Annotated in this window: 22 protein-coding genes and 1 pseudogene; 17 read left to right on the top strand and 6 right to left on the bottom strand. The window is 71.5% G+C overall.

What is annotated here, in order from left to right; translation table 11 throughout:
* The first annotated feature begins 3 nt into the window (after window positions 1–3).
* From VGJ24_RS16855 to VGJ24_RS16930, 16 genes and pseudogenes are all read left to right on the top strand, one after another.
* Window positions 4–1,410 (top strand): UDP-N-acetylmuramoyl-tripeptide--D-alanyl-D-alanine ligase, encoded by a 1,407-nt coding sequence (locus VGJ24_RS16855; RefSeq protein ID WP_414691111.1) that lies wholly within the window; start codon window positions 4–6, stop codon window positions 1,408–1,410.
* Window positions 1,407–2,513 (top strand): phospho-N-acetylmuramoyl-pentapeptide-transferase, encoded by a 1,107-nt coding sequence (mraY, locus tag VGJ24_RS16860; protein WP_331501800.1) that lies wholly within the window; start codon window positions 1,407–1,409, stop codon window positions 2,511–2,513. The genes VGJ24_RS16855 and mraY overlap by 4 nt, the downstream gene beginning before the upstream one ends.
* The gene (gene murD / locus VGJ24_RS16865) at window positions 2,510–3,979 is read left to right on the top strand and encodes a UDP-N-acetylmuramoyl-L-alanine--D-glutamate ligase (RefSeq protein ID WP_331501801.1); all 1,470 of its coding nucleotides are present in this window, start codon (window positions 2,510–2,512) and stop codon (window positions 3,977–3,979) included. The genes mraY and murD overlap by 4 nt, the downstream gene beginning before the upstream one ends.
* 91 nt (window positions 3,980–4,070) lie before the next feature.
* Window positions 4,071–5,342 carry a putative lipid II flippase FtsW gene (gene ftsW, locus VGJ24_RS16870; protein ID WP_331501802.1) on the top strand — a complete coding sequence of 424 codons (1,272 nt, stop codon included), beginning with the start codon at window positions 4,071–4,073 and terminating at the stop codon, window positions 5,340–5,342.
* A 4-nt stretch (window positions 5,343–5,346) separates the two neighbouring features.
* Window positions 5,347–6,423 (top strand): UDP-N-acetylglucosamine--N-acetylmuramyl-(pentapeptide) pyrophosphoryl-undecaprenol N-acetylglucosamine transferase, encoded by a 1,077-nt coding sequence (locus VGJ24_RS16875; RefSeq protein WP_331501803.1) that lies wholly within the window; start codon window positions 5,347–5,349, stop codon window positions 6,421–6,423.
* The gene (gene murC / locus VGJ24_RS16880; RefSeq protein WP_331501804.1) at window positions 6,420–7,841 is read left to right on the top strand and encodes a UDP-N-acetylmuramate--L-alanine ligase; all 1,422 of its coding nucleotides are present in this window, start codon (window positions 6,420–6,422) and stop codon (window positions 7,839–7,841) included. Before VGJ24_RS16875 ends, murC begins: the two co-directional genes overlap by 4 nt.
* Before the next feature lie 3 nt (window positions 7,842–7,844).
* Window positions 7,845–8,609 carry a cell division protein FtsQ/DivIB gene (locus tag VGJ24_RS16885; protein ID WP_331501805.1) on the top strand — a complete coding sequence of 255 codons (765 nt, stop codon included), beginning with the start codon at window positions 7,845–7,847 and terminating at the stop codon, window positions 8,607–8,609.
* A gap of 239 nt (window positions 8,610–8,848) precedes the next feature.
* The gene (ftsZ, locus tag VGJ24_RS16890; protein WP_331501908.1) at window positions 8,849–10,042 is read left to right on the top strand and encodes a cell division protein FtsZ; all 1,194 of its coding nucleotides are present in this window, start codon (window positions 8,849–8,851) and stop codon (window positions 10,040–10,042) included.
* Between the two features lie 35 nt (window positions 10,043–10,077).
* Window positions 10,078–10,824, top strand: a complete 747-nt coding sequence (locus VGJ24_RS16895; RefSeq protein ID WP_331501806.1) for a polyphenol oxidase family protein — start codon at window positions 10,078–10,080, stop codon at window positions 10,822–10,824.
* Entirely contained in the window at window positions 10,821–11,519 is a 699-nt protein-coding gene (locus tag VGJ24_RS16900) for a YggS family pyridoxal phosphate-dependent enzyme (RefSeq protein ID WP_331501807.1), read from the top strand. The genes VGJ24_RS16895 and VGJ24_RS16900 overlap by 4 nt, the downstream gene beginning before the upstream one ends.
* 294 nt (window positions 11,520–11,813) lie before the next feature.
* A pseudogene (locus VGJ24_RS19620) lies at window positions 11,814–12,086 on the top strand (cell division protein SepF); the annotation flags it as partial.
* 144 nt (window positions 12,087–12,230) lie between these two features.
* On the top strand, window positions 12,231–13,013 hold the full coding sequence (locus VGJ24_RS16910) for a DivIVA domain-containing protein (protein WP_331501809.1): 783 nt from the start codon (window positions 12,231–12,233) through the stop codon (window positions 13,011–13,013).
* A 239-nt stretch (window positions 13,014–13,252) separates the two neighbouring features.
* Window positions 13,253–14,137, top strand: a complete 885-nt coding sequence (locus VGJ24_RS16915; RefSeq protein ID WP_331501810.1) for a TraR/DksA family transcriptional regulator — start codon at window positions 13,253–13,255, stop codon at window positions 14,135–14,137.
* Window positions 14,110–14,661 (top strand): signal peptidase II, encoded by a 552-nt coding sequence (lspA, locus tag VGJ24_RS16920; protein WP_331501811.1) that lies wholly within the window; start codon window positions 14,110–14,112, stop codon window positions 14,659–14,661. Before VGJ24_RS16915 ends, lspA begins: the two co-directional genes overlap by 28 nt.
* A complete protein-coding gene (locus tag VGJ24_RS16925; RefSeq protein WP_414691106.1) occupies window positions 14,658–15,602 on the top strand; it encodes an RluA family pseudouridine synthase in 945 nt (314 codons plus the stop codon). Before lspA ends, VGJ24_RS16925 begins: the two co-directional genes overlap by 4 nt.
* A gap of 16 nt (window positions 15,603–15,618) precedes the next feature.
* Entirely contained in the window at window positions 15,619–16,092 is a 474-nt protein-coding gene (locus VGJ24_RS16930) for a GNAT family N-acetyltransferase (RefSeq protein ID WP_331501812.1), read from the top strand.
* 132 nt (window positions 16,093–16,224) lie between these two features.
* Here VGJ24_RS16930 and VGJ24_RS16935 read toward each other — a convergent pair whose 3' ends face one another.
* Window positions 16,225–16,527, bottom strand: a complete 303-nt coding sequence (locus tag VGJ24_RS16935) for a hypothetical protein (protein WP_331501813.1) — start codon at window positions 16,525–16,527, stop codon at window positions 16,225–16,227.
* 74 nt (window positions 16,528–16,601) lie between these two features.
* Between VGJ24_RS16935 and VGJ24_RS16940 the strand changes: the two genes are divergently transcribed.
* Entirely contained in the window at window positions 16,602–17,441 is an 840-nt protein-coding gene (locus VGJ24_RS16940; RefSeq protein WP_331501814.1) for a nuclear transport factor 2 family protein, read from the top strand.
* Between the two features lie 139 nt (window positions 17,442–17,580).
* Here the strand turns inward: VGJ24_RS16940 and VGJ24_RS16945 are convergent, their stop codons facing one another.
* The 5 genes from VGJ24_RS16945 to VGJ24_RS16965 all read right to left on the bottom strand — a co-directional run bounded on the left by VGJ24_RS16945 (window position 17,581) and on the right by VGJ24_RS16965 (window position 21,027).
* On the bottom strand, window positions 17,581–18,321 hold the full coding sequence (locus VGJ24_RS16945) for an SDR family oxidoreductase (RefSeq protein WP_331501815.1): 741 nt from the start codon (window positions 18,319–18,321) through the stop codon (window positions 17,581–17,583).
* Entirely contained in the window at window positions 18,318–19,652 is a 1,335-nt protein-coding gene (locus tag VGJ24_RS16950; RefSeq protein WP_331501816.1) for an NAD(P)/FAD-dependent oxidoreductase, read from the bottom strand. Before VGJ24_RS16950 ends, VGJ24_RS16945 begins: the two co-directional genes overlap by 4 nt.
* Window positions 19,649–19,816, bottom strand: coding sequence for a hypothetical protein (locus VGJ24_RS16955; RefSeq protein WP_331501817.1), 168 nt, complete (start codon window positions 19,814–19,816; stop codon window positions 19,649–19,651). The genes VGJ24_RS16950 and VGJ24_RS16955 overlap by 4 nt, the downstream gene beginning before the upstream one ends.
* Before the next feature lie 11 nt (window positions 19,817–19,827).
* A complete protein-coding gene (locus tag VGJ24_RS16960; RefSeq protein WP_331501818.1) occupies window positions 19,828–20,328 on the bottom strand; it encodes a VOC family protein in 501 nt (166 codons plus the stop codon).
* Between the two features lie 240 nt (window positions 20,329–20,568).
* Window positions 20,569–21,027, bottom strand: a complete 459-nt coding sequence (locus VGJ24_RS16965) for a DUF1801 domain-containing protein (protein ID WP_331501819.1) — start codon at window positions 21,025–21,027, stop codon at window positions 20,569–20,571.
* Between the last annotated feature and the right edge of the window lie 289 nt (window positions 21,028–21,316).

Genomic DNA, 21,316 nt, shown 5'->3' on the forward strand with positions numbered 1-21,316 from the left:
GCTCTGAGCCTGGCCGAGCTCGCCACGGTCGTCGGCGGCCGCCTCGCGGACGCGGGCGACGGCTCCGCGACCGTGACGGCCCCGGCGTTCGTCGACACCCGTGCCCCCGAGGCGGGCGGCGGGTTGTTCGTCGCGATCGCCGGGGAACATGTCGACGGTCACGACTTCGCCCGGGCGGCGGTGGAAGCCGGGGCAACCGGTGTCCTCGGCTCGCGGTCCACCGGCGTCCCGACCGTCGTGGTCGCCGACCCGGTGGCGTCCCTCGGCCGCCTCGGCCGGCACGTCGTCGACGCACTCGATGCCACCGTGCTCGCGCTCACCGGCTCGCAGGGCAAGACGGGCACCAAGGACTACCTCGCGCAGCTCCTGGCTCCGGGTGGACCGACGATCGCGACGCTGGGCAACCGCAACAACGAGATCGGCGTCCCACTGACCGTGCTCCGCGCCACCCCCGAGACCCGCTTCCTCGCCGTCGAGATGGGCGCGCGCGGCGTCGGCCACATCGCCGAGCTGTGCTCGGTCGCCCCCCCGCACGTCGCCGCCGTGCTCAACGTCGGCACCGCCCACATCGGCGAGTTCGGCTCGCGAGCGGCCATCGCCCGTGCCAAGGGAGAGATCGTCGAGGCGCTGCCCACCGACGGCACCGCGGTGCTGAACGCCGACGACGAACTGGTCGCCGCGATGGCGGCCCTGACGTCCGCGTCGGTGGTCACCTTCGGTCGCGACGGAGACGTCCGCTGGCGCGGCATGGAGCTCGACGATCTCGGCCGGCCCGCGTTCGAGCTCGGGTACGACGGCACGTGGACGCCGGTTCGCCTGCTCGAGGCCGGCGCGCACCAGGTGCCGAACGCCGCGGCGGCCGCCGCGATGGCGGTCTCCGCCGGGATCGGTTGGGACGCGATCGTCGACACCCTCGCGCGCGCTCGCTCGCTGTCGTCGTGGCGGATGGCCCTGCACGAACGCGGCGACGGGCTCGTGGTCGTCAACGACGCCTACAACGCGAACCCGGCCTCGATGGCGGCTGCCCTGGACGCGCTGGCCGCGATCGGCGCGCGCGGCGGTCGGCGCACGATCGCGGTCCTCGGCGAGATGCTCGAGCTCGGCGCCTCGTCTGCCACGGACCACACCGAGGTGGGGGAGTACGTCGCCCGCCTCGGGATCGACGTCGTGGTAACGGTCGGCGAGGCGGCCGAGGCCATCGCCGTCGGCGCTCGTCGTACGCCGGGCTGGTCGGGGGAGGCCGTGCCGACGGCGGGCCGTGACCAGGCGACCGAGTGGCTGCGACACAATGTCGTCGCCCGGGACGTGGTCCTGGTCAAGGCGTCACGCGGCGCTGCCCTCGAACACGTGGCCGACGAGCTGATCGGCGAGCCGGCCCAGGATCAGGAAGGCGGGAGCCCGAGTCGATGAAGGCGATTCTTCTGGGCGGAGGACTCGCCCTGTTGTTCTCGCTGCTCGGGACCCGCGCGGCCATTCCGCTGTTCACCCAGCTCGGCTACGGCCAGGAGATCCGCGACGACGGCCCGACCAGCCACCACACGAAGCGCGGCACACCCACGATGGGCGGCGTCGTCATCATCGCGTCGACCGTGCTGGCCTACTTCCTGGCCGAGCTGATCACGCAGAACGAACCGTCGGCGTCCGCACTCCTGCTGATCTTCCTGTTCGTCGGGATGGGCGTGGTCGGCTTCCTCGACGACTACATCAAGGTCTCCAAGCAGCGCTCCCTGGGGCTGCGCAGCAAGGCCAAGATGGTCGGGCAGACCGTGATCGCACTGGTCTTCGGCTGGCTGGCCATCACCGGGGTCTTCGAGGACGGCGACGGCATCGCCCCGGCGTCCCGCAACCTGTCCTTCATCCGCGACACGAAGTTCGTGCTGCCCACGATCGTGGCGATCCTGCTCGTCTGGGTGATGATCACCGGCACCAGCAACGCGGTGAACCTCACCGACGGGCTCGACGGGCTGGCCACCGGGGCCTGCGTGATGGTGTTCGGCGCCTTCATGTTCGTCAACATCTGGCAGAACAACCAGAACTGCGCGATCCACAACGTGCCCGCCTGCTACGAGGTGCGCGACCCGCTCGACCTCGCCCTGGTCGCGGCCGCGATCACCGGAGCCTGCTTCGGGTTCCTGTGGTGGAACGCACCGCCCGCCCAGATCTTCATGGGTGACACGGGATCCCTCTCGCTCGGCGGCGCGATGGCGGGGCTGGCCATCCTGACCCGCACCGAGCTGCTCCTGCTGGTCATCGGCGGTCTGTTCGTCGTGATCACGCTGTCGGTGATGCTGCAGGTCGGGTTCTTCAAGGCGTCGCGGCGGTTCGGGATCGTCCGGACCGTGTTCCGGGTCGAACGCGGGCACCGGGTCTTCCGGATGGCGCCCCTCCAGCACCACTTCGAGCTGCTCGGCTGGGAGCAGGTCACGGTGGTGATCCGGTTCTGGATCATCACCGGACTGTGCGTCGCCGGTGGACTCGGCGTCTTCTACGCCGCCTGGGTCGCGCGAGCGTGAGCGCAGACGTCAGGTCGCTCGGGCGTCACGACGACTGGTCCGGCGTCCGGGCAGCAGTCGCCGGCTTCGGCGTCAGCGGCTTCGCGGCTGCCGACAACCTCCTCCACCTCGGGGCGTCGGTGGTCGCGCTCGACGAGAAGGCCGACGGCAACGAGGAGAAGGCCGAGCTGCTCGGCGTCCTCGGCGCCGACATCCGGCTCGGCGCCGGGACGACGGAGACCCTGCCCGGTGACACGGACGTGCTCGTCGTGTCGCCCGGTTGGAAGCCGTCCGCACCGCTGATCGCCCAGGCCCACGAGCGTCGGGTCCCGGTGTGGGGCGAGGTCGAGCTGGCCTGGCGGCTGCGCGACGACGGCCCCGGCAGGCGGCCCACGCCCTGGCTCGCGGTCACCGGCACCAACGGCAAGACCACGACCGTGCAGATGCTCGACTCGATCCTGCGGGCCGCCGGTCTGCGCAGCGTGGCTGTCGGGAACGTCGGGCTGCCGCTGGTCGAGGCGGTGATGGACCCGACGCCGTACGACGTGTTCGCGGTGGAGCTGTCCAGCTTCCAGCTGCACTACACCGAGTCGATGAGCGCCGAGTCCGCAGTGGTGCTCAACCTCGCCGAAGACCACCTCGACTGGTACGACGGACCGCACGGCCTGGCCGACTACGCCACCGACAAGGGCCGGATCTACCGGCACGCGCAGCGAGCGTGCGTCTACAACGTGGCCGACCCCGAGACCGAGCGGCTGGTCCGCGACGCCGACGTCGAGGAGGGTGCGCGCGCGATCGGCTTCACGCTCGGCATGCCGGGGGTCGGGATGGTCGGCGTCGTCGACCAGATCCTGGTCGACCGGGCGTTCATCGCCGAGCGGCAGTCCAGCGCGGCCGAGCTCTGCACGATCGACGACCTGCCGAGCCCCGCGCCGCACGTCGTCGCCAATGCACTGGCCGCCGCGGCCCTGGCGCGGGCGCACGGCGTACCCCAGGCCGCGGTGCGCGACGGCCTGCGCGGCTTCCGGTTCGACGGCCACCGGATCGCCACAGTCCGCACCGTCGCGGGCGTCACGTACGTCGACGACTCGAAGGCCACCAACCCGCACGCCGCTCGGTCTTCCCTACTGGGCTACGACCACGTCGTGTGGGTCGCCGGGGGTCTGGCCAAGGGCGCCCACTTCGACGAGCTGGTCGAGGCCACCCGCGACCGGCTCCGCGCCGCCGTCCTGATCGGCCGTGACCGCGACGTGATCGCGGGGGCCCTCGCGCGACACGCGCCGGATGTGCCGGTCATCGCCGTCGACGCCGACGAGACTGGCACCGGACATGCCGCCATGGAACGCGCGGTCGTGGCCGCGCGGGACCTCGCTCAGCCGGGCGACACCGTCCTGCTGGCCCCCGGCTGCGCCTCGATGGACATGTTCGCGAACTACGCCGACCGGGGCGATGCCTTCGCCGCGGCGGTGCGAGGACTGACCGCCTAGCCGACCGCGGACGCAGCGCCGATCAAGCGCCGACCAAGCGCCGACCAAGCGCTGACCAAGCGCTGACCAAGAAGGGGATCGTCGAGGACCCATGGCCATCGTGAGCCCGCTGCGCCGTACCTCGCGGCGTACCCAGGCCCCGCCCGGCCGCACGGGTGTCTCCTCGTGGTTCGCCGCGTTGCACGACGCGCTCGCGCGGCCCCTCACGTCGTACTACCTGCTGCTCGGCGCCTCGGCCCTGCTGCTGACCATCGGCTTGATCATGGTGTTCAGCGCGTCCAGCGTGTACGCGTTCCAGAACTACGACCAGAACTCCTACGCCGTCGTCGTCAAGCAGCTGACCTGGGTGGCGATCGGCCTGCCGTGCGCCTGGGTCGCCGGCCACCTCCCGCAGCGCTGGGTACGCCGTCTGGCCTGGCCCGGCTACTTCGTCTCGCTCGGACTGCTGCTGCTCACCTCGTTGTTCGGCGTGACCCGCAACGGCAACACGAACTGGCTGGCGCTCGGCCCGATCCAGATCCAGCCCTCGGAGATCGCCAAGCTCGCGCTGGTGCTCTGGGCGGCGCACGTCTACGCGAACAAGGACCGCCGGCTCGGCAACCTGCACGAGGTGATGATGCCGGTGCTGCCCGGCATGCTCGTGGCCACCGGGCTCGTGATCTTCGGCCACGACCTCGGCACGGCTCTGGTGCTGTTCGCGATCCTGCTCGGGATGCTCTGGGTGGTCGGGGCGCCGGCCCGCATGTTCGCCCTGTCGTTCCTGGTGATCTCGGTGTTCGCCGGGGCGCTGGCCGCGACCGACCCCGAGCGGCTGACGCGCATCACGACGTTCACCGACCCGATGCGCGACTACAACAGCGCCGGCTGGCAGCCGGCCCATGGTCTCTTCGCGCTCTCGTCCGGTGGCCTGTTCGGACAGGGCATCGGCGCCAGCCAGCAGAAGTGGGGCAACCTGCCCGAGGCCCACACCGACTTCATCTTCGCGGTGCTCGGCGAGGAGCTCGGTCTGGTGGGGACGCTGCTGGTGATCGGCCTGTTCATGACCATCGCGTACGCCGCGATCCGCGTCGCGCGTCGTACCAAGGACCCGTTCGTCCGCTACATGACCTTCGGCATCGTGGTGTGGATCATCGGGCAGATGATGATCAACGTGGGCATGGTCCTCGCACTCCTCCCGGTCATCGGCATCCCGCTGCCGTTGGTCTCCTACGGCGGCTCGGCACTGGTGCCGTCATTGGTGGCACTCGGCATGCTGGTCGGTTTCGCGCGCCGTGAGCCGGAGGCGGCCCGCGCCCTCGCCCAGCGGAAGAAGGGCCGCAACAGCGGCGTGACGGCCGGCCGCGTCGACGGTCCGGGGCTGTAGGTCGGTGAGGATCCTGCTCGCGGGAGGGGGCTCGGCCGGCCACACCTCCCCGCTGCTCGCGACGGCCGACGCACTGCAGCGACTTTCGCCTGGCGTCGAGATCACCTGTCTGGGCACGCGCGAGCGGATCGAGGCCCAGCTCATCCCCGCCGCCGGCTACCCGCTGGAGTTCGTGCCCAGCGTGCCGCTGCCGCGCCGCCCCAACGCCGACCTGGCCCGGCTGCCCGGTCGCCTCCGCGCCGCGCGACGCGCGGCGCTCGACGTGATCGACCGGATCCGGCCCGACGTCGTCTGCGGCTTCGGCGGGTTCGTCTCGGTGCCCGCGTACCTCGCCGCCCGGAAGCGGCACGTCCCATTGGTCGTGCACGAGGGCAACACGCTGCCCGGCGTCGCCAACAAGCTGGGCGCCCGGTTCACCGAGCACGTCGCCACCTCCTTCCCGGACACCCCGCTCCGGCACGCGACGTACGTCGGGCTGCCGATCCGGCGGATGATCTCGACCCTCGACCGGGCAGCTCTGCGCGACGAGGCGCTGGCGACGTTCGGGCTGCGCACGGACCTGCCCGTGCTACTGGTCACGGGCGGCTCGCAGGGCGCCGCGTCCATCAACCGGGCCGTGCTCGGCGCGGCCTCGGCGTTCGCCGAGGCGGGAGTGCAGGTACTGCACGTCACCGGGCCCTCCCACGAGACCGAGGCGCCGGAGGCGGGCGTGCCGTACGTCGTGCTCGGCTACGTCGACCGGATGGACCTCGCCTACTCGGCGGCCGACGCGGTGCTCTGCAGGTCCGGCTCCAACACGGTCACCGAGGTGTCGGGCGTCGGGCTGCCCGCGGTCTTCGTGCCCCTGCCGATCGGGAACGGTGAGCAGGCGCTCAACGCGAAGGCGGTGATCGAGGCCGGGGGAGGGCTGCTGGTCGACGACGCCGATCTCACGTCCGCGTGGGTCGCCGCGCACGTCGTACCACTCCTGCGGGACGGCGAGCGCCTGGCGGCCATGGGCGCCGCGGCGGCGCACCTGATCCCGCTGGACGCGGACCAGAAGCTGGCGACGATGATCCTCGCGGCGGGCGACGCGGGATGAGGATCCCCGTCCCCGGCGTCATCCCGCCGGAGTCGGAGCTGGGCCGGGTGCACTTCGTGGGCATCGGCGGTGCGGGGCTGTCGGCGATCGCGCGGATCATGGCGAGGCAGGGCGTCCCGGTCACCGGCAGCGACGACCAGGACACGCCGTTCCTGCCCCCCTTGCGCGAGCTCGGCGTCCCGGTCCACCTCGGGTACGACGCGGTGCACGTCGGCGACGCCGACACGCTCGTGGTCACCACCGCCGCCCATGACGACAACCCGGAGGTGCTCGAGGGACGGGCGCGCGGCCTGCGGATCCTGCCCCGCTCCGCCGGTCTGAAGTCGACGATGGCCGGCAAGGAGGTGGTCGCCGTGGCGGGCACGCACGGCAAGACCACGACCACCTCGATGCTGACCATGGCGCTGCTGGCCGCCGGTGCGGACCCGACGTACGCGATCGGCGGGGTGCTGGCCGCGACGGGCCTCAACGCCGACGCCGGCAGCGGCGACCTGTTCGTGGCGGAGGCGGACGAGAGCGACGGCGCGTTCCTCGTCTATCGACCTCGCGCGGCCGTCGTGACCAACGTCGACGCCGATCACCTCGACGTCTGGGGGAGCGAGGAGGCCTACCACGCGGCCTTCGCGGACTTCGTCCGCACGATGGAGCCGCACGGCACGCTCGTCGTGTGCGGCGACGATCCCGGTGCCCGCGCGCTCCTGGAGCCCGCGCGGGAGCACGACCTGATCGCCCTCTCCGTCGGGGAGGGACCCGACCACGACTGGCGGGTGGCCGACGTCGACCTGGCCGGCTCGACGCCGTCGTTCGCGCTCTCGCAGGGCGAGCGCACGGGGGCACGGGTCACCCTGCAGGTGCCCGGGCGGCACTACGTGCTCGACGCCGCCGCAGCCCTGGTGATGGGCCTGAGCCTCGGTCATCGATACGCCGACCTCGCGCGGGGGCTCGGGGAGTTCACCGGCACCGGGCGCCGGATGGAGGCCAAGGGTGAGGCCGGGGGAGTGCGGGTGTACGACTCCTACGCCCACCATCCGGCCGAGATCGCCGGCGACCTCGAGGCCGCGCGTGCCCTGGCCGGCGACGGCCGCGTGGTCGTGGCCTTCCAGCCGCATCTCGTCTCGCGCACCCGGATCTTCGGCGAGGCGATGGGCCGGGCCCTGGGCGCGGCCGACGAGGTCGTCGTCCTCGACGTGTACGTCGCGCGCGAAGACCCCGACCCGGCCGTGACCGGCCGCCTGGTGGCAGACGCCGTACCGCTGCCGTCGGACCGGGTGCACTTCGTGCCCGACCTGGCCGAGGTCGCGGCAGAACTCGCGCGGCACGCCCGGCCTGGTGACCTGGTTCTGACCCTCGGCGCCGGTAGCGTCACGAGCGTCGGGCCGCAGGTGCTGGCCCTGCTCGACGACCGGCGGGAGGACTAGGCCTTGATCACCCTGCCGCGCAACCCGTTGAAGGGAAGCGAACGCCGCGACCCGGCCGACCGGTCTCGCCGGCGGTTCGCCCGGCGACAGTGGCTGCGCCGCTGGCTGGTCTGGCGCTACGTGATCGGCTCGGTGCTCCTGGTCGTGCTGTCGGTGGTCGGGGTCTGGCTGGTGTTCATCAGCTCCACGCTGACCGTGAAGCACGTCGACGTCCAGGGCTCGTCACTGCTCAGCCAGCAGCAGGTCCTCGCCGCCGCGGGGGTGCCCGACGGCGCCCACCTTGTCGAGCTCGACCTCGGCGCCATCCGCGCGCGGGTCGCCGGTCTGGCGCCCGTCAAGCACGTCGACGTCTCGCGCGACTGGCCCGACGGCGTCCTGATCCGGATCACGGAGCGCCACCCGGTCGCGGTCGTCGAGATCGCCGGTCGCTTCCAGGCGATGGACTCCGACGGGGTCCTGTTCCGTACCTATGCCCGACCACCGGCAGGCATGCCCCGCGTGCTGTCGACCGCCACGGTCAGCAGTGACGCCCTGGCCGAGGCCGCCCGGGTGATCGGGTCCCTGCCCTCCGGCCTCGCCGCGCGCGTGGACCACGTGGGCGTCCGCGGGATCGACCAGGTGACGCTGACGATGCGCAGCGGCGCCACGGTGCTCTGGGGGAGCGACGCCCAGTCGGTGCTCAAGGCCGAGGTCCTGGTGAAGCTGCTAGGCCATCCGGCCCGTACCTACGACGTCAGCGTCCCCGGGCAACCGGTCACCAGCGGCTGACGAGCGCGCACTTCCAGCCGTACGTCGTTGCGACCCCGGCGTGTCTGCGGGGATCACACCCGACGAGTCCCTAACGTCGTCGGCAACACGAGGTTGACATAACTATAACCCTCCAGTTGAGGGTGACGGTTGAGGAACACCGCGTGTCTTCCCCAGACATTGTCTGTCGTCCGGCGTACCGCCGGACGTCGACCAAACAGTCGTCCGGCCGCCGGCCGGGCCGATCACCGGAGGCTTGAATCGTGGCAGCAGCGCAGAACTATCTGGCCATCATCAAGGTGGTCGGCATCGGCGGTGGCGGCGTCAACGCCGTGAACCGGATGATCGACGTGGGTCTCAAGGGCGTCGAGTTCATCGCGATCAACACCGACGCCCAGGCACTCCTGATGAGCGACGCGGACGTCAAGCTCGACATCGGGCGCGAGCTCACCCGCGGCCTGGGTGCGGGCGCCAACCCCGAGGTCGGCGAGAGGGCCGCCGAGGATCACGCGGACGAGATCGAGGAGGTGCTCAAGGGCGCCGACATGGTCTTCGTGACCGCGGGCGAGGGCGGCGGCACCGGCACCGGTGGTGCGCCGGTGGTGGCCCGGATCGCCCGTAGCCTGGGCGCGCTGACGATCGGCGTGGTGACACGTCCGTTCGCGTTCGAGGGGCGTCGCCGTGCCGGTGCCGCCGAGGAGGGGATCGCCAAGCTCCGCGAGGAGGTCGACACCCTCATCGTGATTCCGAACGACCGGCTGCTCTCGATCAGCGACCGCAGCGTCAGCGTCCTCGACGCCTTCAAGCAGGCCGACCAGGTGTTGCTCCAGGGCGTCAGCGGGATCACCGACCTGATCACCACACCCGGGCTGATCAACCTCGACTTCGCCGACGTGAAGTCCGTCATGGCCAACGCCGGCTCGGCCCTGATGGGCATTGGCTCGGCCCGCGGCGACGACCGGTCCGTGAGCGCCGCCGAGATGGCGGTCTCGAGCCCGCTGCTCGAGGCCAGCATCGACGGGGCCCACGGCGTCCTGCTCTCGATCGCCGGCGGCTCGGACCTCGGGCTGTTCGAGATCAACGAGGCCGCCGCGCTGGTGTCGCAGGCCGCACACCCCGAGGCCAACATCATCTTCGGCGCGACCATCGACGACGCCCTCGGCGACGAGGTCCGGGTCACGGTGATCGCGGCCGGCTTCGACGGAGGCATGCCGAAGCGGCGCGAGCACGACGGCGGGCTGCGTCGTAACCAGCCGCAGCAGACCCAGGAGCAGGTTCGCCTCGCGGCGCAGGCCCTCGCGGCGAGCAAGGCGCAGGAGTCCGGGCAGGAGTCGTCACCCGAGACCGAGCGCGAGCCCGTCGGTGCCGGTGCCCGCCAGCAGCCGCAGCAGCCCCCGCGGCCACAGCTGGAGTTCGACGACGACGACCTCGACATCCCGGACTTCCTGAAGTAACCGGCCGGCTGTCGAGCCTGCCTACGATCAAGGAGTTGTACGCCTCACGTCTGACCCACGGCCCCGTCGAGCTGGCCTTCACCGACCGGCACGGCGGGGTCAGCGGCGCGCCCTTCGACTCGCTCAACCTGGGCTGGTCTGGGGGTGACGACCCGCAGGCGATGGCGGAGAACCACCGCCTGCTGATGGACGACTTCGCCCCCGGCGAGGGGATCGAGCGTCTCGCCGAGCTCGGCCAGGTGCACGGCAGTGAGGTCGTGGCGGTCGGTCCGGACGGCCCGCGCCACGACGTCCACGGGCACCTCCACGGCATCGGCGACGCACTCGTCACGACGGAGCGCGGCGTCACCCTGAGCGTCCGGGCCGCCGACTGCGTGCCGGTGCTGTTCGCGGACGTCGACGCCGGCGTGATCGGCGCCTGCCACTGCGGCCGCCCGGGCGTGGTCGCGGGGATCGTCCCGGCCACCCTGGCGGCGATGCGCGACCTCGGTGCCACGACGATCACCGCCTGGGTCGGCCCGCACGTCTGCGGCCGCTGCTACGAGGTGCCGCAGCAGCTGCAGGACGACGTCGCGGCCGTCGAGCCGGCCACGCGAGCCACGACCTCGTGGGGGACGCCGTCGCTCGACGTCGGTGCCGGCGTCCGCACCCAGCTCGAGCGCGACGGTGTCACGGTCGTCGATCTGTCGGCCTGCACCCGGGAGTCGTCCGAGCTGTTCTCCTACCGCCGCGAGGGCAAGCGGTCCGGTCGCCAGGCCGGCGTGATCCGGAGACGCGAATGACGCGCCGGGACGAGATCGCGGCCGGGCTCGACGACGTACGCCGGCGCATCGCCGACGCCGCGACAGTCTCGGGACGCGACCCCGACGACGTGACACTGGTCGTCGTCACCAAGTTCTTCCCGGCCTCCGACGTCCGGCTGCTGGCGGAGCTCGGCGTCACCGACGTCGGCGAGAACCGCCACCCCGAGGCGGGTGACAAGGTCGCCGAGTGCGGCGACCTCGGGCTGCGTTGGCACTTCATCGGTGGACTGCAGAGCAACAAGGCCGCGGCCGTCGGGTCGTACGCCGACGTCGTCGAGTCCGTCGACCGGGTGAAGCTGGTGAACGCGCTGAACCGCGGAGCCCACGAGCGATCGCGCGAGGTCGACGTCCTGCTCCAGGTCAGCCTGGACCCGCCGGATCGGGAGGGGCGCTCGGGAGCGGACGCCGCAGACCTGGCGTCGCTCGCCGCTGCCGTCGACGAGTCCGGGATGCTCCGGCTGCGCGGACTGATGGCGGTGGCGCCGCTCGAGGAGGACCCGCACGACGCGTTCGGACGCCTCGCCGAGGTGGGCGCGTCGTTCGTCCACGAGCATCCGGATGCCGGCTGGCTCTCGGCGGGCATGAGCAGCGACTTCGAGGCCGCGATCGCGGCCGGGGCGACACATGTGCGTGTCGGGTCCGCAATCCTCGGTGCGCGTCCCGAGATCAAGTAGCGTCACAACCACGACAGGGGCTGCGCCGTCGACACACACGGCAGCGGGGTCACCGGGAACCTGGAGGATGGATCCATGAGCGGCGCGATGCGCAAGATCGGCGAGTACCTCGGCCTGCTCGAGGACACCGGCGTCTACGACGACGAGTACGACGAGCAGGGCTACGCCGACGGCGAGCCCCAGCAGTCGCGTCGTACGTCAGTGCCCGCGAAGGCCCAGCCCGCACCCGTCGCCGACATCTCGCAGCGCCGTCGCGCCCACGCCCCGGCACCCGCCGTCGTCTCCGAGCTGTCCCGCATCACGACCCTCCACCCGCGCACGTACAACGAGGCGCGCACCGTCGGTGAGAACTTCCGCGACGGCGTTCCGGTGATCATGAACCTCTCGGAGATGGACGATGCGGACGCCAAACGCCTCGTCGACTTCGCCGCCGGACTGGTCTTCGCCACCCGCGGCACCATCGAGCGGGTGACCGCCAAGGTGTTCCTGCTCTCTCCGCCGAACGTCTCGGTGGCGGCGGAGGAGAAGGAACGCCTGATCGAGGGCGGCTTCTTCAACCAGAGCTGATCTCACACCCCTTGCGACCTGCGGTGACATCGTCGTCCGTCCCGTCGACCCGGCGGCGCCGCGGAGTCACCGACCCGGCAGGCGAGGGGCTATTGTTCGACCGAGAGACTTGTCAGACCGCGAAACTAGGAATTGGGTGAGGTCATGCCGCTGACGCCTGAGGACGTGAGCAACAAGCGCTTTACTCCTGTCCGGCTCCGCGAGGGCTACGACATGGGCGAGGTAGACCAGTTCCTCGACGAGGTGGAGGCCGAGCTCGCTCGGCTCACTCGCGAGAACGACGACCTCCGCACGAAGCTCTCCGCGGCACAGAGCGGTGCCGTCGAAGCGGCGCCGGCTCCGACGCCGGAACCGCCCGCCCCGGAACCCATGGCGGCGACGCCCGAGCCGGAGCCCGAGCGGGAGCCCGAGCCCGTCCCGACCCAGCAGACGCCGGCCGTCGGCGCGGTCGCCGCGGGTGTCGAGACGATCCGGGTCGAGACCGTGGGCGATGCCTCGAACGCCGCGGCGCGTCTGCTCGAGCTGGCCAGCCGCAACGCCGACCAGCTCGTCGAGGACGCCAAGAGCGAGGCCGACAAGATCATCGGCGAGGCCCGGACCAAGGCCGAGCGTCTCGAGGGCGAGTCGAAGTCGAACGCCGACAAGCTCGAGGCCGACGCGCGGGGCCGCGCCCAGTCCCTGGACGCCGAGACCGCCGAGCGCCGTACCCAGCTCTTCGGTGACCTCGAGCGCGAGCGCGACACCTTGTCCCACGAGGTCGACAACCTGCGGGCCTTCGAGCGCGAGTACCGCTCGCGCCTCAAGACCTACTTCAGCCAGCAGCTCGAGGCCCTCGAGACCTCCGGCTCGGCCGACCCGACGACGCACGAGGCCGGGCTCTCCCAGCCGAAGCGGCTCCGCTCGGTCCTCGGCGACGACGAGGGCTGAACCTGCGTCACCACCTCTCGGACGGCCGGCACCTGTGGGTGTCGGCCGTTTGTGGTGTGACCCCGGGAAAGGTGGGCGCGACCGGTACGCCGTACGCCCGGGGGTGTCCGACAGGCGTGGCTGCTTTGAGTGAACGGTCCGGGGGCTATACCCTCCCGACGCACGGTGCGACCCATTGACGCCGTGCAGCCCGCTCCAGCTGCTCCCGCTCACGCGCTCCACGGCCCCGGAAGGTTCCCATGGCACGCAGCACGACCCGGTCGCTCGCCGGCAAGGCCGCCTCTGCCGCGCGCAAGGCGGTTTCGCGGCGGCCTGCGGGCGCCGGCGCGGCCCGGGCCACCAAGAACGCGGCTGCCGCGCCGGCCAAGAAGGCGGCGGTGAAGAAGGCCGCGCCGGCGAAGAAGGTTCCCGCAAAGAAGGCGGCGGTGAAGAAGGCGGCGGTGAAGAAGGCTGCCCCGGCCAAGAAGGCACCCGCGAAGAAGGCCGCTCCCGCGAAGAAGGCGGCGGTGAAGGAGGCAGCCCCGGCCAAGAAGGCGACGGTGAAGAAGGCTGCCCCGGCCAAGAAGGCACCCGCGAAGAAGGCGGCACCGGCCAAGAAGGCCGTGACGAAGAAGGCAGCGCCGGCCAAGAAGGCCGTCGTCAAGAAGGCCGCACCGGCCACCAAGGCTCCCGCGACGAAGGCACCGCCCCCGAAGGCTCGCGCCAGGGCGCGCAAGGGTGCGGTCAATCCGGCCAACCTGCCGGTCCTGCCGGGTGAGAAGCCGTGGACGAAGGCCGAGATCGACGAGGTCATCTCCGACCTCAACGACGACCGGGCGCGCGTCATCCGCACGCTCGCGGCCCAGGAGGAAGACCTCGCCGGCCTGATGCGTGATGCCGGCGACGGCGCGGGGCACGACCAGGCCGACATGGGGGCGACCAGCTTCGAGCGCGACCAGGAGCTGACGCTGCTCAACAACGAGCGGGAGAAGCTCGCCCAGATCGACCGGGCCCTGGCCCGGATCGCCGACGGCACCTACGGCATCTGTGAGTCCTGCGGCAACCCCATCGGCAAGGGGCGGTCCATGGCATTCCCGCGTGCCACACTGTGCCTGACATGCAAGCAACGCGAGGAACGTCGCTGAGTTCCACCGATCCCGCCGCGCACCCCTCCACCTCCACGAACAGGCATCGACTGCTGTTCGCGGTCGTCGCCGTCGGGGCGTACGCCGTCGACCTCGTCACCAAGGTGCTCGCCGTCGCCCACCTGACGCCCGACGACCCGGTCGACGTCGTGGACGGACTTCTGCGTCTCGACCTCGTTCGCAACCCGGGCGCCGCGTTCAGCACGGGCACGTCGTACACGCTGATCCTGTCCGTGATCGCAGTGATCGCCGCGGGTGTGGTGATCCGGTTCGGACGTCGACTCGGTGACCGCACCTGGGCGGTCGCGCTCGGACTGCTCCTCGCCGGCGTGTGCGGCAACCTCACCGACCGGGTGTTCCGCGCGCCGGGTTTCCTGCGCGGGCACGTCGTCGACTTCCTCGAGTTCCCGCACTGGCCGGTGTTCAACGTGGCGGACATGCTCATCGACGCTGCCGTCGTCCTGATCATCCTGCAGACCTGGCGGGGCATCGGCATCACCGGCGCCCGCCACGCGCGATCGTGAGCCAGCCCATCGGCGCGGAGCAGCGAGTGGTCTCCGTCCCCGAGGGTCTGGCCGGGGAGCGTGTCGACGCGGCGATGGCCCGGATGTTCGGGGTCTCCCGGACCCGCGCCGCAGCTCTGATCGCCGACGGACACGTGCACGTCGACGGCGAGGTGGCCGGCAAGAGCGACCGCGTGCACGCCGGGTCGATGCTCGAGGCCACGCTCCCAGCCGTCGCGGATCCACTTGAGGTCAAGCCGGAGCTGGTCGAGGGGATCCGGATCATCCACGACGACGAGTCCATCGTGGTGCTCGACAAGCCGGTCGGGATCGCCGTACACCCGTCGCCCGGGTGGTCCGGTCCCACGGTCGTCGGTCATCTCGCGGCGGCGGGCTTCCGGATCGCGACCGGCGGTGCTTCCGAGCGCCAGGGCATCGTGCAGCGGCTCGACGTCGGCACCTCGGGCGTGATGGTGATCTGCAAGAGCGAGCACGCCTACTCCGTGCTGAAGAACGCCTTCCGTCAGCGCACGGTCGACAAGGTCTACCACACGCTCGTGCAGGGTCACCCCGACCCGCTCAGCGGGACCATCGACGCGCCGATCGGCCGGCACCCGAAGGCGGACTACAAGTTCGCGGTGATGGCCGACGGCCGGCACAGCGTGACCCACTACGAGACGCTCGAGGCGCACCGGTTCGCCTCGCTGCTCGAGGTGCACCTCGAGACCGGGCGTACCCACCAGATCCGGGTACACATGGCCGCCCTCAAGCACCCGTGCCTGGGGGATCTGACGTACGGCGCCGATCCGACTCTCGCGCAGCGGGTCGGCCTGCAGCGGCAGTGGCTGCACGCCGTACGTCTCGGCTTCGAGCACCCCGACTCCGGCGAGTACGTCGAGTACGAGTCGCCGTACCCCGACGACCTGGCCCATGCCCTGGAGGTCATCCGTGACTCCCATTGACGCGGACCCTCCCGAGGTGTCGGTACGCCACGGTGGCACGGACGACGCCGAGGTCCTCGCGGACCTGTACTCCGAGGCCCGCCGGGCCGCGATCCCGCAGATGCCGCCGGCGGTCCACACCGACGAGGAGCACCGGGACTACTACCGCCGGCACCTGACCGCCGAGCCGGACCACACCGTCTGGGTCGCCGAGGCCGACGGCGAGGTCCTCGGCTTCGCGCTCTGCACGCCGACCTTCCTCGACGGGATCTACGTCCGCCCCGACCTCAAGGGACGGGGCCTCGGCTCCTTGCTGCTCGACGTGGTCGAGGCCACCCACCCCGACGGCTACGAGCTGTGGGTCTTCGAGAGCAACGTCGGCGCCCGGCGCCTGTACGAGCGGCGCGGCCTGGTCGAGGTCGAGCGCACCGACGGGTCCGGCAACGAGGAGAAGGCACCGGACGTCAGGATGGCGTGGCGGCCCCAGGGGTCGAGCCGGCGCTCGAGCTGAGCTGGGCCTGCCGGCAGGTGTCCGACGTCGACGAGGTCGTCGCGATGGACCTCGAGGCCCGGGTCGGCGGCGGCGTGCTTGTCGCAGATCAAGCACTCAGGGAGCAGAGAGCACCGGTGTGGTCGGCTTCTCTCAGCGTCGCTGCATCTCCCACGCCAGGTCGATGGCCGTGAACAGCGCGCGAGGCTGCGCCCGGTCGAGGTAGGCCTCGACCTTGTGGTGCGCCTCCATCCGAGGCGGTACGCCGAAGCAGTCCGGGTAGGTCTCCAGCAGCGACTCTCGCCTGCTCAGAGGCACCCGGATCACCACCGTGTTCGGGTCCTGCATGCGCACGACCAGGCGGTTGTCGACGTACCACGCCGGACGCGACTCGGTGCCCTTGCGTTTGACCTGCGGCAGGGACTCCGCATACCGAGCGACCTCATCGAGGGTCATCCGCGAAGCGTAGACCGCCGTAGCCAGGTGTCCGTCCAGCCGCCGCGCCCGGCGGTTGTGGGACGCTTGCGCCCATGCCTTGGGCCCCCGAGCTGTTCACGGCGCCGGCGCTGCAGGAGATCCTGGACAAGCGTCGGCGGGACGCGCTCGTCGCGGTGCCCTACTTCGACGGCTTGCTGGCCGGGGATCCCGACCCGTTGGTCGAGTCGTTCAGCGTGCAACCCGAGGTGCACGATCCCGTCCGCGGGCGGGTCAAGGGCGAGGCCGCATTCCGGGCGTTCGTCATCGAGACCAGCGCCTGGCTCCGGCAGCACCGCGCCTCGGTCGAGGACGTCGAGCACGCCGTTCTCGAGCGCCGGGGCTTCGAGGAGGTGGTCGTCCACCTCGAGATGGACGACGGCCCGGTGAGCCTGCCCGTCGCCATCGTCGCCGACCGGACGGTCGACGGGCGGATCGACGAGGTGCGGGTCTACTTCACCAGTCAGCCGCTCACGGGTCGGCATGCGAACCGTCCGCCCCTCCTCCAGCCAGACCCAGGGCTGGTCGTGCCGGACGCCGTGGCGGCGTACCTACGTGCTCACGCGACCGGCGACGTCGACGCCGTCGTCTGGGCCTTCGAGCCGGACGGGTATCTCCGCGAGCCGGCGGGCGGCAGTGGCGTCCACACCGGTCCGGACGGTCTGCGCGTCTACTACGAACGAGAGCTCTCCCACGGTGTCGGCATCCCGCTGGAGACCTGCGCTCTGGTCGAAGACGGCCCGGTGAGTGCCCTGGAGTACAACCTCCTGCGGGAGGGTACGACGCCGCTGCCGCAGGCCGGGGTCGCCGTGTTCGCCCGTGGCCCGAGCGGCAGGCTCGCTGCGGTCCGGGTGTACGACGACACCGATCCGGCACTGCATCCCCAGAACCAGTAGCCGTTGTCGACGCTGTGGACCACCAGCCCGGGCTTCAGGACGAGCGGGTGCGGAATCATCGGGTCGTGCTCGGGGTCGGCGTACTCCTGGCTGTCCAGGTCGTGCTGGACGATCCGGTCGGGTCTGAGGTGGGTTCTGGTCACCGGAAGACGAACTGCTGGCCGCCGTCGATATCGTACGTCGCGCCGGTGAGCGCCGTGTTGATCATGAGGTGGACCGCCAGGCTCGCCACGTCGTCGGACCGGACGACGCGTCCGATCGGCAGCGTCGTACGCAGCTCGCGGCGGCGGGCCTCGAGCTGGTCGCCGAGCAACGACGCCGACAGGGGTGTGTCGACGAAGCCGGCGGCGATCAGGTTGACCCGGATCGGCGCGATCTCGATCGCCAGGTTGGCGGTCAGGGCGGGGAGCGCCGCCGTCATCGCGGAGATGATCCCCAGACCCGGGCCCGTCCGACGGCCGCCGGTGCCGCTCATGAACAGCAGCGACCCACCCGGCCGGACCAGGCCCTGTGCGCGGCGCGCGACGCCGAGCATCAGCAGCGGATGCTCCTGGAGCGCGGTGCGCACGTCGTCGAAGTCCATGTCGGCCAGGGTCGAGTAGTACGGGCGCCCCGCCGTGGCCAGCACGTGGTCGATCGGCCCGTCCAGTTCACCGAAGAACCGTTCGAGCGCAGCGGAGTCGTGGGCGTCGAAGGCGGCCGTGCTCCGCGCACCGACCTCGGTGGCGGCGCTTTCGAGCCGCTCCGGGGTGCGGCCGGTCAGGACGACGTCGGCGCCCTCGGCCCGGGCCAGCCTCGCCGTCTCCAGGCCGATGCCGGCGCTGCCGCCGATCACGACCACGGTCTGCCCCGCCAGGCCCGTCGTGCCGCCTGCGGTCACGACGGGGCCGCGATCTCGGCACCGAGCGCCTTCAGCGCGGCGACGTAGATCTCCGAGAACGTCGGGAAGGGCTGGATGGTGTCGATGAGGACGTCGAGCGGGACGTGCGCGCGAATGGCCAGGGTGGCCTGCTGCATCCACTCGCCCGCCTCGGGGCCGAGGGCGTGAGCTCCGGTCAGGCGTTGACCGTCGCTGACCAGCGTCAGGTAGCCGTTGCTCTCGGCGTACGCGTGGGTGTACGTCGCGGTCTTCGCCACGTCCGCCAACCGGGCCGAGGCGCTGAAACGGTCGTCGGCAGCTCCGACCGCGGCGGCCTGCGGGTCGGTGTAGGTCACCCGTGGGACTGCCTCGTAGTTGGCCTCTCGCGATCCGCCGAGGATGTTCGTGGCGACGACCTCGCCCTGGTACTTGCCGACGTGGGTCAGCGGCCAGAGGCCGGTGACGTCGCCGATCGCCCAGAGCTTCTCCGCCACGCGCAGGTACGCATCGACCGGAACACCGTGCGCGCCGGGCTCGACACCGACGGTGTCGAGGCCGATGCCGTCCACCCGCGGACGCCGGCCGGTGGCGACCAGGAGCCGGTCACCGCGCAGCTCTCGGCCGTCGTCGAGCTCCACGACGTAGTCCTCGCCATCGCGCCGTGCGGTGGTCACGCCGACGGACAACGCGAGCTCGATGCCGTCACGGCGGAGGACCTCGCCCAGCGCCTCACCGAGCGCCGCGGGCTCCCGGGCGAGCACGTGCTCGGACCGGTCGATCACGACGACCTCGCCCCCGAGCCGGCGCACCGCCTGCGCCATCTCGACACCGACCGGCCCGCCACCCATGATCAGCAGCCGGCGCGGAACGGCCTTCATCGAGGTCGCCTCGCGGCTGGTCCAGACGCCCGCGAGGTCACGCAGCCCGGGCACCGGCGGCACGAACGCCTCGGCGCCGTTCGCGAGCACGACGTGGTCGGCGGTATGGCGTGCGCCGTCGACCTCGACGACGCCCGGGCCGGCGAGCCGGCCTGTGCCGCGCAGCAGGGCGATGCCCTCGCCCGCCAGCCAGCGCTCCTGCCCGGCGTCGGAGTGGTCCGAGACCATGAAGTCACGCCAGGCGAGGGCCGCCGCGATGTCGACCTCGGCGGTCGCGGCCGCCTCGCGCGCTCCCTGGACCGCCTCGCCCGGACGCAGCAGCGACTTCGACGGGATGCAGGCCCAGTACGAGCACTCGCCGCCCACGAGCTCGCGCTCCACCACGGCCACCCGCAGACCGCCCTCGGCCAGGGCGCCGGCACAGTGCTCGCCCGGCGACCCGCCGCCGAGCACGATCACGTCGTACTCGCTCATGTCGGCAGCTCCTCGCCGGCGCCCTCACGAACCATGTACAGCGCGTACCAGTCCGGCCAGTCCGGATCGGCCTCGCCCGTCCGCTCCTCATGCCGACCGTGCGCCTCGGCGGCCCGCCTCAGGGCCTGCGCGAGGTCGCTCACGGATTCGTACGTCGTGGCCATGTCGACTCCTCTCAGCGACCCGGCAGCCGGGTCTTGATCTCCTGGAGCAGCCAGCCGTTGCCGTCCGGGTCGGAGAAGGACATGAACGAGCCGTAGTCCGCTCGTCCGGGGGCGGTGCCGGTCTCGCGACCGTCGGTCCCGGCGTGATGGAAGATGCCCGTCACGTCGTGGAACGGCTCGCTGACCTCGACGCCGCGCGCGACGAGGTCGGCCCGGGCCTCCTCGATGTCGTACACCGAGAGCTGAAGCCCCTCGGCCGAGCCGGGTCGGGCCGACGTGACCCCGGTGCCGAAGATGATCGAGCAGGCGGAGCCCGGAGGCGTCAGCTGGACCACCCGATAGCCGTCGTCCACCGGTAGGTCGGCATCGAGCCGCCAGCCCAGCGATTCATAGAAAGTCTTCGCCCGGTCGACGTCCGAGACCGCCAGGACCACGACCTCGAGCCTCATCTCCCCGGGCTCCACCGGTGGACTGCCGGCCGCGGTCTCGGGGTTGGTGTCGGCGCTGCTCATGTGTGCCTCCCTCGGTCGACGGCGCCGGCACACTGCTGCACATCCACGAGACCCTCAGACGTGGTGCCGAGTGCACCGCTGGCCATCCGGGGGAGACGACTCGGCCGGGCGCGCAGCCGAGGCCCTGCTGCAGCGAGCTCTCGCCATTGCGTCCTGACGCCGTTGCTGACGCTCCCCGCCACCGTGCCCCGCGAAGCGTGGCAGCGTCAAGCAGCGCCCCGTGGCGGCGCACCTAGCTGGTCAGCCCACGGCCTTCTTCACCAGCGCCGCGATCCTCTTCTCATCGGCGGTGGTGAGCTCGGTGAGGGCGAAGGACGTGGGCCACATGCTGCCGTCGTCCAGGGCGGCGACGTCCTGGAACCCGAGCGTGCAGTAGCGCGCCTTGAACTTGTCCGCAGGCTGGAAGAAGCACAGCACCTTGCCGTCCTGGGCGTACGCCGGCATCCCGTACCACGTCTTCACCGCGAGCTCCGGCGCCGTCTCGGTCACGATGGCATGGATTCGCTCGGCGATGACCCGATCCGACGCCGGCATCTCCGCGATCTTGTCCAGGCACGCCTGGGCCTCCTCGGCCGCCTTCGCCGCTCCCTTGCCGCCGGCCCGTTTCAGCTCGTCGGCGTGCTCCTTCATCGCGGCCCGCTCCTCGGCGGTCCAGCCGCCCGCGTCCCCGCCCTGACCCCTGGTCGCGCTCTTCGCCATGATTCCTTCCTCTCGCCTCGTCGTCGTGAACGACACGAGCCTAGGTAACCCCGCGAGCGCGGGCTTCTCGATTCCCGACCGGATGTGAGCCCTTCCGGGGCCTTCCGAAGGACCGCCAGGTGGTCAGGTCGGACGGGCCCGCCGGGGCGTGCGAGGACTGTCGGTGCGCCCTGCCAGGATCGCAGACGTGGTCGCGTAGGCTGACGTCCTTCCCCCAGCCGGTTCGTCCAGGCCGCGCGTCCGCCTGCCCGACCTCTGAATCCCGACCGCTCGTGCCGCTGAGGAGGAC

The organism is Nocardioides sp. (assembly GCF_036493135.1).
In the GTDB taxonomy this organism is placed as follows: Bacteria; Actinomycetota; Actinomycetes; order Propionibacteriales; family Nocardioidaceae; genus Nocardioides.